The sequence below is a fragment of the Devosia sp. YR412 genome (genome assembly GCF_900110945.1).
In the GTDB taxonomy this organism is placed as follows: domain Bacteria; phylum Pseudomonadota; class Alphaproteobacteria; order Rhizobiales; family Devosiaceae; genus Devosia.
This window is the reverse complement of sequence record NZ_FOFL01000002.1, coordinates 831,364-846,614: the sequence shown is the minus strand read 5'-3', so window position 1 is coordinate 846,614 and position 15,251 is coordinate 831,364. Positions and strand designations below refer to the sequence as shown.

Genomic DNA, 15,251 nt, shown 5'->3' with positions numbered 1-15,251 from the left:
TAATTTTGACAGATTTCGACCCCATCGGCTCAGCATGGGGTCGGGTTGCGAAAGACCGGGCCGAAAAGGATCACTACATGGAAGCCATGGATGCTGCGGTGGCAGCCGCCCCTCATGCCGACTTGTCCATCTGGGGCCTGTTCTGGGCCGCGGACTGGATCGTCAAGTCGGTCATGCTCGGCCTGGTTGCAGCGTCAGTCTGGTGCTGGGCCATCATTATCGACAAGTCCATCACCTATCGCCGCACGACGAGCGAGATGAACAAGTTCGAGCGCACATTCTGGTCCGGCCAGTCGCTGGAAGAGCTGTATCAGCAGCAGGCCGAGAAGCCGACCGGTGGCCTCGGCGCCGTCTTCGTCGCGGCGATGAAGGAATGGAAGCGCAGCCACGAGCAGAATGCCGCCAGCTTTGCCGGCATGCAGCAGCGTCTCGACAAGGTGCTCGATGTCGCGATCTCCCGTGAAAGCGACATTCTCGAGAAGCGCCTCGGCTTCCTTGCCACGGTCGGCTCGGCCGGCCCGTTCATCGGCCTGTTCGGCACGGTCTGGGGCATCATGAATGCCTTTACCGCCATTGCCGCCTCGTCCAATACCAGCCTTGCCGTGGTCGCCGGCCCGATCGCCGAAGCCCTGTTCGCCACGGCCATCGGCCTTGTCGCGGCTATTCCCGCGGTTATCGCCTATAACAAGCTGAGCGCGGATGCCGGCAAGCTGACCGGGCGCCTTGAAGGCTTTGCCGACGAGTTCTCGACCATTCTGAGCCGCCAGCTCGAAGCCCGGAGCCACTGATATGGGCATGGGTGTCGCATCGGGTGGCGGGGGCGGCGGACGCCGTCGTCGCGGCCGCAAGAAAGCGGTGATGAGTGAAATCAACATCACGCCCATGGTGGACGTGATGCTGGTGCTGCTGATCATCTTCATGGTGGCCGCGCCGATGATGACGGCCGGCGTGCCGCTCGACCTACCCAGCTCTGCTGCTGCGGCCCTGCCCAACCAGGCCGATCCGATCACCGTCGGCGTCACGCCGGATGGCGCGGTCTATATCGACCAGGAGCCGGTGGCCGAAGGCCAGCTCATTCCTGAACTGACCGCCCGCGGCGTCAACGGCGCCGAAGACCGGATTTTCCTGCGCGGCGATACCAGTGCCAATTATGGCGCGGTGATGCGCGTCATGGGCCTGTTGTCGGCTGGAGGCTTCACCAAGATCGGCCTCATCACGCAGCCGGAGCAGTAGCGCAAGCCCATGCGTATCGGCGTCATCGTCTCGGTCCTGGCCCATATCGCGATCCTCTGCATCGGCCTCATCAACCTCGGTTTTGCCGAGCCGATGGTGACGGTGGAGAATGCCATTGCCGTGGACCTGGTGCCGGTCAGCGATGTGGCCAGCCTGCGCGCCGGCCAGCTCGACAGCGAAGTGGTCGAAACCGATACGCCGTCGATCGTCGAGGATGACCAGCCGGCCGAAATCGCACAGCCGACCGGCAATACCGAGCAGGACCAGCCGACGCCGTCGCCTGCCGATATACCGACGCCCGCCCCGGTGACCAATTCGGCGCCCGAGCCGCAGGCCCTGCCCGAAGTGCAGCCCGAGCCAACGCCAGAACCGGAACCCGAGCCCGCTCCAGTCCCCGAGCCGACGCCAGAGCCTGTGGTCGCACCGACCCCGGCGACCCGGCCGACGCCTGCGCCAACACCAGAGCCCGAACCAGCTCCTGAACCGGAGCCGACGCCCGAGCCGGTACTGACACCCGAGCCAACGCCGGTGCCTACCCCGACGCCGACCCCGGAACCTGCGCCCGAGCCGGCAGAGCCGACTGTCGCTGCGCCGACGCCCGCGTCGCGCCCGAGCAATCTGACGCAGCTGCGTCAGCAGTTCGCCGCCGCTGAAGCCGAGCGCAAAAAGCGCGAAGAAGAAGAGAAGGCGCGTCAAGCCGCCGCTGCCCAGCAGCCCACGCCGACCCCAACGCCAACGCCCACCACGCGGCCGCAGCCGACGCCGCAGCTCGATGCGCAGCTGGCCGACGATATTTCGGCGCTGATCAATCGCGACCAGACCACTGGTGGTACCACCGGGCAGGGCGGCTCGCCGACCCTTGGCGATACGGGCGGTACTTCGGCGACGCTGAGCACGACGGAAATCGGCGCGCTGGTGGCCAAGATCAAGCAATGCTGGAACCTGCTGCCCAACGAGCAGACCAGTGGCGTCGAAGTGGTCATCAATATGCGCCTCAACCAGAATGGATCTTTGGCCGATGTGCCGCGGATCGTTTCGGTCAGCCAGCAGGTTGAAGCTATCGCCATTGCCCAGAAGGCGGTGAGCGCGGTGGCCGGTTGCGGGCCCTACACCATGTTGTCGGCGGCCAGCTATGACCAATGGCAGAATATCAACGTCACGTTGCGTCCGTGACCTTATTGGCAGCGCCTTTGCATGGCAGAATGCCGGCGAATGGCAGGATTGGAGACTGAAATGACCCTTTTCACCCGGCGCAATGCCCTCAAGCTCGGTCTTGCCGGCGGCGCAGCTCTGGTGGCCGCATCGCAGGCCCAGGCGCAGCTCAACATCACCGTGGAAGGCGCCAATTTCCAGCCGCTGCCCATCGCGGTGCCGGACTTTGCGTCGTCCGACCCGACCTTCGGGCGCGAGATCGCCGATATCGTGCGCAACAACCTGCGCCGCTCCGGCCTGTTCCTGCCGCTCGAACCCGCCTCGCTGCCGCTGCAGGTTGGCGACGTCAATGCGACGCCTGATTTCAACGTCTGGCGCACCGCCAATGTCGATGCGCTGGTGATGGGCGCCGTCGAGCGCGGCGGCACCATTTCCTCTTCCGTCCGCGTCTGGGATACACGCCAAGGCGCCCAGGTGGTCGGCCAGAGCTATAATACCGATCCCAATTCCTCGCGCCGCGTCGGCCATATCATTTCCGACGCCATCTATGTGGCGCTGGCCGGCGGCACGGGCTATTTCGATACCCGCGTCATCTACACCGCCGAAAGCGGCCCCAAGGCCAATCGCGTGCGCCGTCTCGCCATCATGGACCAGGACGGCGCCAACGCGCAGTATCTGACCGATGGCTCGACCATGGCGCTGACCCCACGCTTCTCGCCCAATGGCGACATGGTGGTCTATATGAACTTTGCCGAGGGCAATCCGCAGGTCTACCTGCTGCAGCTCTCGACCGGCCGCCAGCAGAAGCTGGCCAATGTCGGCGCCATGACCTTCGCCCCGCGCTTCTCGCCTGATGGCGGCACCGTGGCCTTTTCGGTGGAGCAGGGCGGCGCGACCAATATCTATTCCGTCGGCACAGGCGGCGGTTCGCCGGTGCAGCTGACGTCGGGCGCGGCTATCGACACCGGCCCGAGCTTCTCGCCCGATGGCTCGCGCATCGCGTTCGAGAGCGATCGCGGCGGCTCACCGCAGATTTACGTGATGGGCGCCGGCGGCGGCAATGCCCAGCGCATCAGCTTCGGTCAGGGCAGCTATTCCACTCCGGTCTGGTCGCCGCAAGGCGATCTCATCGCCTTCACGCGCGCGTCGGGCGGCCAGTTCAATATTGGCGTGATGAACCCCGACGGCACCGGCGAGCGCATGCTCTACACCAGCTTCCATGCCGAGGGCCCGACCTGGGCGCCGAACGGCCGAGTCATCATGTTCTTCCAGGATCCGGGCGGCAATGACGGCCCGAAACTGATGAGCGTCGATATCTGGGGCCGAAACCTCCTCACTATCCCGACCGAGAGCTATGCATCCGATCCGGCGTGGTCCGGCCTGCGCAGCTAATCGCGACCCAAAGGGCGAGGCATCAGCCTCGCCCTTTAACCTTAACGTGATCGTCATCCGCGCTGTGGCGCAATTGCATCACCGCGAAAAAGCCCGGATTTCCGCCACATTGGCGCCGCGATAGAACAACATTAACCATCCCGACAAACCCGGTCTTAAGACTAAGCGCGGTAAATGCCGTGCTTAAGATTGATGCCTTTCAGGAGCTCACCGTGGTCTATACCGCACAAATCAACACTGCACTGCGCGCGGCCGCGATGCTGTTCTTCGTCGTGGTCATTGCGGCCTGTGCCCGCAATCCCAATGACAATGTCGGGCTGACCGGCGTTGGCAATGTCGGCCCCGGCGGCGGCGCCCCCGGCAGCCAGCAGGAATTCCTCGTCTCGGTCGGCGATCGCGTGTTCTTCGAAACCGATTCCAGCTCGCTGACCTCGGAAGCCTCGGCCACCCTGGACAAGCAAGCGGCCTGGCTGAACCAGTACCAGAACTACCGCATCATGATCGAAGGCCATGCCGACGAGCGCGGTACCCGCGAATACAACATTGCCCTGGGCGCCCGCCGCGCCTCGATCGTGGTCAACTACCTCGTCTCGAAGGGCGTCAACCAGCAGCGCATCACGTCGCAGAGCTTCGGCAAGGAACGTCCTGTCGCCATCTGCAATGACATTTCCTGCTGGTCGCAGAACCGCCGCGCCGTCACCGTGGTGCAGTAATCAAAAACCGGTCCTGCCTTGCGGCGGGACCGAAGCGATCCAGTGCAAACTGGAGGCAAGAGCGCCCGGAGCCATTATTTGGCCCGGGCGCTTTCTTTTTGACCAAATTGGCCTTTATCCGCAGCGTCATCGGCACCATGTTGGGGCCACATAGTCTGGCACCGGAGGCGTCACTTTGAAGCTATCGTCCATCGCACGAGCAGGCAGGGTGACGTTGTGCACCCTGGCCGTGGCACTCGGGATCACAATTCCGGGCATGGCTGCCCCCAATCCGCTGCCGCCGGCCGAGCTGGGTGGGCTGACCTTTACCAATACGCAGCCCGAGCGCATTCGCGTCGCCCAGGCGCAGGACGGTGCGCAGCTGATGGTGCGCATCCAGCAGCTCGAAGAGCAGATGCGGGTGCAGAATGGGCAGATCGAAGGGCTGACCTTCCAGCTCACGCAATTGCAGGAAATCCTGAATCGCCTGCAGACTTCCGGCGCAGCAGCGGCCCCCGCCGCAGCGCCGCAGACAACCAGCACCGAGCCGCCGATGACCGATATTCCCGCGCAGGGCGTGCAACCGCTGCCCGGCGAAGTGGAATTCGATCCGACATTTGACGATGGCAGCGCCGCGCCAATGGACCAGGTCGGCAATTCCGGCGATCCGCTGGTGGGCACTGGTTCCACCGGTGGCGTTGACCTGACGACCGGCCAGCCGCTCAATCTCAATTACGATCCCGCCCAGACCAATACCGGCAATCCCGACGCCGATGCGCAGTTCAACGCCGGTTATGAAGCTCTGGCCTCGGGCGATTATGCCTTTGCCGAGGATCAGTTCAGCCAGTTCATCGAGCTTTATCCCGACAATCCGCAGACTGCCGACGCCGCAAATTTCCTTGGCGATGCGCTGCTGCAGCGCGGCGCCTATAACGAGGCGGCCGATGTTTTGTTGGATGCCTATCAGAAGGATCCGCAGAGCGATCGGGCGCCTGAACTGCTGGTCAAGCTCGGCGCTTCGATTTCCGGCGCCGGGGAGCGGGAAGTGGCCTGCCGCACCTTCAATCAGGTGACGGCCAACTATCCTAACCTGACGCAGGACGTCGCGGCGCGCCTCGCCGCCGAAAAGACCAAGGCCGAGTGCCCGCCGGCATGACGCCAGGTCTTGAAACGCCAACAGAGCTGCAGGCTCTGTTCGCGGCGGTGGCGGATGAACCCGCCATCGCCCTCGCCGTCTCCGGTGGCGCCGATAGCCTGGCGCTGCTGCTGCTGGTTCATCGCTGGGCAGTAAGCCTCGCCAATCCCCCGCAGATTTATATCTATTCGGTCGATCACGGCTTGCGGCCCGAAGCGGCTGGTGAAGTCGCCATGGTGCTCGAAGCCGCTAAGGCGCTTGGCCTGTCGGCGCGTGGCTTGGCGTGGACCGGCCCCAAACCGGTCAGCGGCGTGCAGGAAGCGGCGCGGCTGGCGCGCTATCGGCTGATGGCGTCGGCAATGGCCGAGGATGGCGCGACGGTGCTGCTCACCGCCCATCACCGGCAGGATCAGGCCGAAACCGTGCTGATGCGCATGGCGCATGGTAGCGGGCTCGAAGGTCTCAAGGGCATGAGCGCCGTGTCTGACATCCATGGCGTGACGGTGCATCGGCCACTGCTGGGCGTTGATCCTAGTGCCTTGCGCGAGATTGTGCTCGCCGCCGGTCTCGTGCCCGCCGAAGATCCATCAAATAATGATCCGCACTACGAGCGCGTCCGCTGGCGGCAGGCCATGCCGGCGCTTGCCGCGCTGGGCCTCGATGCGGCCGCACTGGCACAATTCGCCGAACGCGCTGCTGATGCCGACGCCGCCATCGCCCAGATGGCCGATGGCTGTTTCGCCGAAATCGTCCGGCTCGACGGCTTTGGTGCCGCGCGGATCGAGCTGGCGCCCTTTGTGGGCTTGAGCCCCGCCATTTCCACGCGCCTGCTCGGCCGCGTGCTCAATATCGTCGGCGGACGGCAGAAGCCGCGCGCGCTGGGGCAGGTCGAGCGTTTGCGCCAGAGCATTGCCAGCGGCGACCTCGCCAAGGCGACGACGGTGCTGGGCTGCGTCATCCGCCTCAAGGACGGCGCCATCGCCATTGCCCGCGAACCGGGCCGCTCGCTGCCGCCCGATGCGATCCTCTTGCCGCACGGCACCCTGGTCTGGGACGAACGCTTCCGCATCGTCAACGGGTCGGACGATCCCGGCCTCACCGCCAGCGTCGCTGACTACCTGCCGCGGCATCGCCTCGAAGAATTCCTCGGCTTCAAGGTTACAGCCCCGGCCGAAGCCATCCGCACGGCGCCGATCGTGCGGGATGCATCCGGCGGCGTGCTGTCGCTCGGCGGCTGGTCGTTTGATGAGCGGATCACGGTGCAATTGCTGATCGATTGAGGGCAGGCGGAACCTTCCGACTCGCCACCGCGTATTAACCCAATCGCGACATTGTGCCTTTACGCAGGGCCCAAAGGGCCGCAGGTCTTGCCCTTGTAACGCCCCAATGCCGGACATACATTCGGCACACGCGCCGCGCCTGCTTGCGCCGCCTTCTCCGGGACAGGATTGATGAACGGAAATTTCCGCAACTTCGCCATCTGGCTGGTCATACTCTTTATGCTGATGGGCCTGTTCCAGGTCTTCCAGTCATCGACCCGCTCGATCTCCGTAGCCGACAAGAGCTACAGCCAGTTCGTCAATGACGTCGAAGCCGGCAGCGTCACCAGCGTCATCATCAGCGACGATCTCGTCACGGGCACGATGCGCGACACTACGCGCTTCGAGACCATGCTGCCGCAGGGCACAGATATCGTCTCGCGCCTTGAGGCCAAGAATGTTTCGATCACCGCCCAGGCGCCGGAATCGAGCCCGTTCTGGTCGATCCTGCTCAGCTCCTGGCTGCCCTTTATCGTCATCATCGGCGTGTGGTTCTTCTTCATACGCCAGATGCAGGGCGGTGGCCGTGGCGGCGCGATGGGCTTTGGCAAGTCGCGCGCCAAGCTGCTGACCGAGTCGCATGGCAAGGTGACGTTCGAGGACGTCGCCGGCGTGGATGAAGCCAAGCAGGACCTCGAGGAAATCGTTGAATTCCTGCGTGACCCCGGCAAGTTCCAGCGTCTCGGCGGTCGTATTCCGCGCGGCGTGCTGCTGGTCGGCCCTCCGGGTACCGGCAAGACGCTGCTGGCCCGTTCGGTTGCCGGCGAGGCCAATGTGCCGTTCTTCACCATCTCGGGTTCTGACTTTGTGGAAATGTTCGTCGGCGTGGGCGCATCGCGCGTTCGCGACATGTTCGAGCAGGCCAAGAAGAACGCCCCCTGCATCATCTTCATCGACGAAATCGACGCCGTCGGTCGCCAGCGTGGCGCCGGTCTCGGTGGCGGTAACGACGAACGCGAACAGACCCTCAACCAGCTCCTCGTCGAGATGGACGGCTTTGAAGCCAATGAAGGCATCATCCTGATCGCCGCCACCAACCGTCCCGACGTGCTGGATCCCGCCCTGCTGCGTCCCGGCCGTTTCGACCGCCAGGTCGTGGTGCCAAACCCCGACGTCTCGGGCCGTGAAAAGGTGCTCAAGGTTCATGTCCGCAAGGTGCCGCTGGCGCCAGATGTGGATCTCAAGGTGCTGGCCCGTGGTACGCCCGGTTTCTCCGGCGCCGACCTGATGAACCTCGTCAACGAGGCGGCCCTGATGGCGGCGCGGCGCAACAAGCGCTTCGTTACCCATGCCGAGTTCGAAGACGCCAAGGACAAGATCATGATGGGCGCCGAGCGCCGCACCATGGCCATGTCGCAGGACGAAAAGAAGCTGACCGCCTATCACGAAGCTGGCCATGCCATCATCGCGCTCAAGGTTGCCGGCATCGATCCGATCCACAAGGCCACCATCATCCCGCGCGGTCGTGCGCTGGGCATGGTGATGACGCTGCCGGAAAGCGACAGCTATTCGTTCAGCCGCGAAAAGGCGCTGGCGCGCCTCACCATGCTGTTCGGTGGTCGTGAGGCCGAGATCATCAAGTTCGGTCCGGAAAAGGTTACCTCCGGTGCTTCGGGCGATATCCAGATGGCGACGAGCCTTGCCCGATCGATGGTGATGGAATGGGGCATGAGCGAAAAGCTTGGCCGCGTCCGCTACAAGTCGAGCGACCAGGAGGTGTTCCTGGGCCATTCGGTGACGCAGTCGACCAATATGAGCGATGACACCGCTCGCATCATCGACCAGGAAGTGCGCAAGCTGATCGAGGATGGCGAGGCTTCGGCCAAGGATATCCTCACCGCCTACCACGACCAGTGGGAAGCCATTGCCCAGGCACTGCTCGAATATGAAACACTTACCGGCGACGAGCTGCGCGCCCTGATGGACGGCATCCAGCCGACCCGTCCGGATGACAGCGGCCCGTCCAACAAGGCGACTGGCGTTCCATCGGCCGGCAAGTCGGGCAAGAAGCGCCCTGACGCGCCACCAGAGCCGGGCCTCGAGCCACAGCCCAACAGCTAGGGCATTCACAGATTTGAAGGGTCGCCGCGAGGCGGCCCTTTTGCTTATCCGCAATTTCCGTTATGCCGCGCAAAAGTGGTATTATCCGGCGCGCCGGCAAATCAGGCGCAGACGAGGGGACATCCAGCAATGGTACGCAAGTATTTCGGCACCGACGGCATTCGTGGCCTCGCCAATGGCGACAAGCTGACCCCCGAACTGGCGCTCAAGGTCGGCATGGCCGCGGGGCAGAAATTCGTGCGTGGCGATCACCGCAACCGCGTGGTCATCGGCAAGGATACGCGCCGCTCCGGCTATATGCTGGAGCAGGCGCTGACCGCCGGCTTCACCGCCGTGGGCATGGATGTCTATCTGCTCGGGCCGATGCCAACCCCGGCCGTGGCCATGCTGACCCGTTCGCTGCGCGCAGATCTGGGCGTGATGATCTCGGCCTCGCATAATCCCTATGAAGACAATGGCATCAAGCTGTTCCGCCCCGATGGCTACAAGCTCAGCGACGAGGTCGAAAAAGAGATCGAGGCGCTGATCGACAGCGACATGTCGGGCTCGCTGGCGCATGGCCGCGGCATTGGCCGGGCGCACCGCGACGAGGAAGCGCGCACCCGCTACATCGAATATGCCAAGCGCACCCTGCCGCGGAATGCCGACCTGGCCGGCCTGCGCGTGGTGCTCGATTGCGCCAATGGCGCCGCTTACAAGGTTGCGCCGCTGGCCCTTTGGGAGCTTGGCGCTGAGGTGTTCACCATTGGCGACAAGCCCGATGGCTTCAATATCAATGACAAGGTCGGCTCGACCGCGCCCGAGGCCGTGTCGGCCAAGGTCAAGGAAGTGCGCGCCGATATCGGCATTGCGCTGGATGGCGACGCCGACCGCGTCATCATCGTCGATGAAAAGGGCGAAGTGGTCGATGGCGACCAGTTCATGGCGGTGATCGCCCAGAGCTGGCTCGAGCGCGAAATGCTGCAGGGTGGTGGCATCGTCGCCACCGTCATGTCCAACCTCGGCCTCGAGCGCTACCTTGGTTCGCTGGGCCTGACGCTGGAGCGCACCCAGGTGGGCGATCGCTATGTGCTCGAAGCCATGCGGGCCAAGGGCTTCAATGTCGGCGGCGAGCAATCCGGGCACATCATCCTCTCCGATTTCACCACCACGGGCGATGGCCTTGTGGCGGCGCTGCAATTGCTGGCCGTGCTGAAAAGTGAAGAGCGCAGCGTTTCGGAAATCTGCGCCCGCTTCGAAAAGGTCCCGCAGCTGCTGCGCAGCGTCAAGTTCAAGTCGGGCAAGCCGCTGGAACACAAGCAGGTCATTCAGGCGATTGCCGATGGCCAAGCCATGCTGGGCAATGGCGGACGCCTCGTGGTGCGCGCTTCGGGCACAGAACCGGTTATTCGCGTCATGGGCGAAGCCGACGATGCTGGCCTGGTTTCCATCGTCGTCTCGCAGATCGAAGCAGCGATCAGAGACGTTGCATAGTTCAGCGTGCTGGTGACTTGCAGTTTACCAAGTCTTAACGGATAGAACTGCGTTCGGATATTGGTAGGGTTAAGTTGTTAGGTTAAGTAGGTTTTAAGGAAAATGTTCGATATTGGGCTCAACCGACTAGTGTCGTGGAACCCTAAGGACGTTTTTCATGCGCAAGCTTTTTGCAGCGATCATGGTGGCAGGAGCCACATTTGTCGCCGGTTCGGCACTGGCCGCCGATTTCCCCTATTACCCGCCCGTGATTGAAATTCCCGACGTCGACTATGGCGTCGAAGGCTCGTTCTATCTGCGCGGCAGTGCTGCCGCCAATATCTGGACCGGCCGCGACGCGATTGCCTATGAGTGCGCCAGCTGCGCGTTCGGCGGCGCAGGCACCGTTCCCGTCGCCTTCCCGTTTCAGACCTTGGGCTACGGCTATAGCGTCGGCGCTGGCTTTGGTTACGAAACCGGTACCGGCCTGCGCGTCGACGCCACTGTCGATTACCTCGACAACAACGGCGTGACCGTCATCAAGGGCCCAGCCTTCGGCACCCGCGCTGGTACCTATACGGCGCGCCTGCGTTCGACGCTGGCGCTCGCCAACGTCTATTATGACTTCTCGTTTGGCGGCCAGGGCTATGGCGCGGCCGGCGGTGCCTTCGCCTATGTCGGCGGCGGCGCCGGTGTGGCCTTCAACCGTGTCGACCTGACCTCGCCACCAGCCAGCACGTCGCCAGCCCCCTCGGGCAACAACACCAGCTTTGCCGCTGCCGGCATGGTCGGCGTTGGCTATGATTTCGGCGCGGTTGTGGCCGATGTCGGCTACCGCGGTATCTACATCAACCAGATCAGCAACGGCGCCGCCGTTCCCGACCTGATCTATGCCGACAGCAACTTCATCCATGAAGTGCGCGGCTCGCTGCGCTACCGCTTCAACTAAGCGATCGCCAGTTCGAAAATCATCGGCGCTCCTGCAAAGGGGCGCCGATTTCTATTTCCCCGCCTGACGATAGCCGCGCTAAGCTGCTGCAAAAGCCTGGAGGGGAAACGGATGAAGGCCTTGGTGATCGGCGCAGCCGGCATGGTCGGGCGCAAGCTGGTGAAGCAGCTGCTGGCAGCAGGGCAGGTGGGTGGTACGGCCATCGAAAGCCTGATGCTGGCCGACGTGATCGCGCCAGAGGCGCCCGAAGCATCCATCCCAATCGAGACCGCTGCGGTCGATCTCTCGGACGCCGACGTCGCGGCGAAACTGGTCGCCGATCGGCCCGACCTGATCTTTCATCTTGCCGCTATCGTCTCCGGTGAAGCCGAAGCCGATTTCGAGAAGGGCTATCGCATCAATCTCGACGGCACCCGGCACCTGCTGGAGGCGATCCGTCTCGCCGGAATAGCTCAGCCCTATCGGCCTCGGCTGGTCTTTACCTCGTCGATCGCGGTGTTTGGCGAGCCCCTGCCGCCGGTGATCGGCGACAGCCATGACCACACCCCGCTCACCAGCTACGGCACGCAGAAGGCGATCTGTGAATTGCTGCTAGCCGACTATTCCCGGCGCGGTTTCGTCGATGGTGTCGGCATTCGCCTGCCGACCATTGCCGTGCGGCCGGGCAGACCCAACAAGGCGGCATCGGGGTTTTTCTCCGGCATCATCCGCGAACCGCTGGCCGGGCAGGAGGCGCTGTTGCCGGTGGCCGACACCGTGCGGCACTGGTTCGCCAGCCCGCGGGCCGCGGTGGGTTTCCTGCTGCATGCGGCGGCGATGGATACAGCCTTGCTGGGCAATCAGCGTAACCTCACCATGCCGGGCCTTGCGGCGACAGTCGGCGAGCAGATCGCGGCGCTGGAGCGCGTGGCCGGACCAAACGCCGTGGCGCTGATCCGTCGCCAGCCAGACGCGACCACCGCCAATATCGTCGCCGGTTGGCCGCAGGCCTTTGAGGCTAGCCGGGCCAAGGCACTGGGCTTTGTCGGCGAAACCAGTTTCGACGACATCATCCGCATCCATATCGAGGACGAGTTGGGCGGCCGCATCGGTTAGAGCCGGATCGATAGCACTGCGGCGTTGCGAGGCGCGGTGAGGGCGCATAGTTTGCTGCCAAATCTGCGGAGCTCCCATGGCACATTCTACGAAAACCCTCCCGATCATCGTCGTTGAGGAGGGCAAGCTCGAGCAAGCCGGGCTGTCGCCGAGCAATGCGGCATGGGCAACGGCCAACGGCTTTTCCGGTCAGCGTGGCCGTCTGCTGGCTTTGCCGGGAGCGGACGGGGCCGTGGATGGGCATCTGTTCGGCATCGGGCCCGAAAGCGGCCGGTCGGCGCTGGTGCTGGGACTGGCCGGTGCGGCGCTGGCCGAGGGCGATTACCACCTCGCCGGCGCCTATGGTGATCCGGTGCTGGCGACGGTTGGCTTCCGGCTCGGCGCCTATCGGTTCGACCGCTACCGCAAGGCCAAGCCTGCGCCGCGCCTGGTGGCCCCGGACGGCGCCGATAGCGCCGAGATCGACCGGCTGGTCGAGGCGGCCGTGCTGGCGCGTGACCTGGTCAATACGCCGACCAATGATCTGGGTCCTGATGCCTTCGATGAGGCCATCCGCGCATTCGCGACCAAGCGTAGCATGGCGGTAACCGCAATCGTTGGCGACGAATTGCTCGCCGGCAATTTCCCGATGATCCATGCGGTGGGCCGGGCCGGCAACCAGCCACCGCGCCTGCTCGACCTGCGCTGGGGCAAGGAAAGCGATCCCAAGGTGACGCTGGTCGGCAAGGGCGTGACCTTCGACACTGGCGGGCTAGACATCAAGACCTCGGCCGGCATGCTGCTGATGAAAAAGGACATGGGCGGTGCCGCCAATGTGCTGGGGCTGACCCATGCGATTGTCTCGGCTGGCCTTGCACTGCGCCTGCGCGTGCTGATTCCGGTCGTCGAAAATGCCATTGCCAGCGACAGCTTCCGCCCTGGCGATGTGCTGACCTCGCGTAAGGGACTGACCGTCGAAATCGGCAATACAGATGCGGAAGGGCGGCTGATCCTCGCCGATGCCCTGGCGCTGGCCGACGAGGAAAGCCCAGATCTTCTGCTCGACATGGCGACCCTGACAGGCGCGGCGCGCGTGGCTTTGGGCCCCGAACTGCCGGCGCTCTATTCGACCGATGATGCGCTGGCTCGCGATCTGATGGCCGAAGGGCTGCTTGCCGATGACCCGCTGTGGCAGATGCCGCTGTGGTCGCCCTATGACGCCATGATGAGCTCCAAGATTGCCGATGTGAACAATGCCGGCAGCGGCGGCTTTGCCGGCTCGATCACTGCTGCCCTCTTCATGCGGCGGTTCGTCGAGAAGGCCAGGGCCTGGGTGCATCTCGACATCATGGCCTGGGCCCCTGAAGCCCGCGCCGGCCGCCCGTTCGGCGGCACCGACCACGGCATCCGCGCGGTCTATGGCGTTCTCAAGCAGCGCTACCCGAAACGCTGAGCTCAATCGCCCTGCGCAAAAAGACTCATTGACGCCGGCCCGGCAGAGGGCGTATCTCCCGCCTCAGGACATCTCGCCCTAACGCGAGACGCATAGACCTGGGAGGGTCGCTGAAGATGGCTGATACGCCCCACACCGCGCCGACGGTTAAACCGGCAAACCCCAATTTTTCGTCGGGCCCCTGTGCCAAGCGTCCTGGCTGGACGGTTGAAGCGCTTGCCAATGCGCTGGTCGGTCGTTCGCACCGCTCCAAGCCCGGCAAGGCGCGCATCCAGCAGGCCATCGACCTGACGCGCGAGCTTCTTAAGGTTCCCGCCGACTATCGCATCGGCATCGTCCCCGCTTCCGACACCGGCGCCGTCGAAATGGCGCTGTGGTCCATGCTCGGCGCTCGCGGCGTTGACATGCTGGCCTGGGAAAGCTTCGGCGAGGGCTGGGTCACCGACGTTTCGAAGCAGCTCAAGCTCGATGATGTCCGCATCCTCAAGGCAGGCTACGGCGACCTGCCGAACCTTGCCGAAGTCGACTTCAACCGCGACGTGGTGTTCACCTGGAACGGCACGACCTCGGGTGTCCGCGTCGAGAATGCCGACTGGATCGCTGCCGATCGCCAGGGCCTGACCATCTGCGATGCCACCTCGGCTGCCTTCGCGCAGAACCTCGATTTCGCCAAGCTCGATGTGGTGACCTTCTCCTGGCAGAAGGCTTTGGGTGGCGAAGCTGCCCATGGCGTGCTGATCCTGTCGCCGCGCGCCGTCGAGCGTCTGGAAACCTTCAAGCCGGATCGCCCGCTGCCCAAGATTTTCCGCCTGACCAAGGGCGGCAAGCTGCTGCAGGAAGTGTTCGAGGCCGCGACCATCAACACGCCCTCGATGATCTGCATCGAAGACGCGATCGACGCCATGCAGTGGGGCCTCGGCCTCGGCGGCCTGACCGCGCTGCAGGCGCGTGCCGATGCCAATTTCAAGGTGCTGGCCGACTGGGTCGCGAGGACCGACTGGGTCGATTTCCTGGCCAAGACCCCGGCCAACCGCTCGAACACTTCGGTCTGCTTCTCAATCGTCGATCCCGCCGTTACCGAGCTCGATGCCGACAAGCAGGCAGCTTTCGCCAAGGCGATCGTGTCGCGCCTCGACAAGGCCGGCGTGGCCTATGACATCGGCGCCTACAAGGACGCCCCCTCGGGCCTGCGCATCTGGGCCGGCTCGACCGTGGAAGCCTCCGACCTGGCCGCCCTCGTGCCATGGCTGGACTTCGCCTTCGCCGAAGAAAAGGCTGCGCTCGCCAAGGCTGCTGCCTAAGCTTTTTCGGCCTCGCCACGGGCGAGGCCCTTTCCCCA

Annotated in this window: 13 protein-coding genes; all 13 read left to right on the top strand. The window is 64.2% G+C overall.

Going from position 1 to position 15,251, the window contains the following annotated elements; translation table 11 throughout:
• Nucleotides 1-86 precede the first annotated feature (86 nt).
• The 13 genes from tolQ (at nucleotide 87) to BM045_RS10320 (ending at nucleotide 15,213) form a co-directional block, all read left to right on the top strand.
• Nucleotides 87-788: a protein TolQ gene (gene tolQ / locus BM045_RS10380; RefSeq protein WP_092183229.1), complete on the top strand. Its 702-nt coding sequence runs from the start codon at nucleotides 87-89 to the stop codon at nucleotides 786-788.
• 1 nt (nucleotide 789) lies between these two features.
• Nucleotides 790-1,233 (top strand): ExbD/TolR family protein, encoded by a 444-nt coding sequence (locus BM045_RS10375; protein ID WP_092182842.1) that lies wholly within the window; start codon nucleotides 790-792, stop codon nucleotides 1,231-1,233.
• A 9-nt stretch (nucleotides 1,234-1,242) separates the two neighbouring features.
• Nucleotides 1,243-2,406, top strand: coding sequence for a hypothetical protein (locus BM045_RS10370; protein WP_092182840.1), 1,164 nt, complete (start codon nucleotides 1,243-1,245; stop codon nucleotides 2,404-2,406).
• Nucleotides 2,407-2,466: 60 nt separating this feature from the next.
• On the top strand, nucleotides 2,467-3,777 hold the full coding sequence (gene tolB / locus BM045_RS10365; protein WP_092182838.1) for a Tol-Pal system beta propeller repeat protein TolB: 1,311 nt from the start codon (nucleotides 2,467-2,469) through the stop codon (nucleotides 3,775-3,777).
• Between the two features lie 257 nt (nucleotides 3,778-4,034).
• Nucleotides 4,035-4,490 carry a peptidoglycan-associated lipoprotein Pal gene (gene pal / locus BM045_RS10360; protein ID WP_092183227.1) on the top strand — a complete coding sequence of 152 codons (456 nt, stop codon included), beginning with the start codon at nucleotides 4,035-4,037 and terminating at the stop codon, nucleotides 4,488-4,490.
• A 256-nt stretch (nucleotides 4,491-4,746) separates the two neighbouring features.
• Complete coding sequence (ybgF, locus tag BM045_RS10355; RefSeq protein WP_092182836.1) at nucleotides 4,747-5,625, top strand: tol-pal system protein YbgF; 879 nt, start codon at nucleotides 4,747-4,749, stop codon at nucleotides 5,623-5,625.
• Nucleotides 5,622-6,884 (top strand): tRNA lysidine(34) synthetase TilS, encoded by a 1,263-nt coding sequence (gene tilS, locus BM045_RS10350; RefSeq protein ID WP_139198769.1) that lies wholly within the window; start codon nucleotides 5,622-5,624, stop codon nucleotides 6,882-6,884. Before ybgF ends, tilS begins: the two co-directional genes overlap by 4 nt.
• 171 nt (nucleotides 6,885-7,055) lie before the next feature.
• The gene (gene ftsH, locus BM045_RS10345; RefSeq protein WP_092182832.1) at nucleotides 7,056-8,984 is read left to right on the top strand and encodes an ATP-dependent zinc metalloprotease FtsH; all 1,929 of its coding nucleotides are present in this window, start codon (nucleotides 7,056-7,058) and stop codon (nucleotides 8,982-8,984) included.
• A 129-nt stretch (nucleotides 8,985-9,113) separates the two neighbouring features.
• Nucleotides 9,114-10,457, top strand: a complete 1,344-nt coding sequence (gene glmM, locus BM045_RS10340; RefSeq protein ID WP_092182830.1) for a phosphoglucosamine mutase — start codon at nucleotides 9,114-9,116, stop codon at nucleotides 10,455-10,457.
• A 157-nt stretch (nucleotides 10,458-10,614) separates the two neighbouring features.
• The gene (locus BM045_RS10335) at nucleotides 10,615-11,385 is read left to right on the top strand and encodes a hypothetical protein (RefSeq protein ID WP_092182828.1); all 771 of its coding nucleotides are present in this window, start codon (nucleotides 10,615-10,617) and stop codon (nucleotides 11,383-11,385) included.
• A 111-nt stretch (nucleotides 11,386-11,496) separates the two neighbouring features.
• A complete protein-coding gene (denD, locus tag BM045_RS10330) occupies nucleotides 11,497-12,480 on the top strand; it encodes a D-erythronate dehydrogenase (RefSeq protein WP_092182826.1) in 984 nt (327 codons plus the stop codon).
• A 76-nt stretch (nucleotides 12,481-12,556) separates the two neighbouring features.
• Nucleotides 12,557-13,912, top strand: coding sequence for a leucyl aminopeptidase family protein (locus BM045_RS10325; RefSeq protein ID WP_092182824.1), 1,356 nt, complete (start codon nucleotides 12,557-12,559; stop codon nucleotides 13,910-13,912).
• A 116-nt stretch (nucleotides 13,913-14,028) separates the two neighbouring features.
• A complete protein-coding gene (locus BM045_RS10320) occupies nucleotides 14,029-15,213 on the top strand; it encodes a phosphoserine transaminase (protein ID WP_092182822.1) in 1,185 nt (394 codons plus the stop codon).
• The last annotated feature ends 38 nt before the right edge of the window (nucleotides 15,214-15,251 follow it).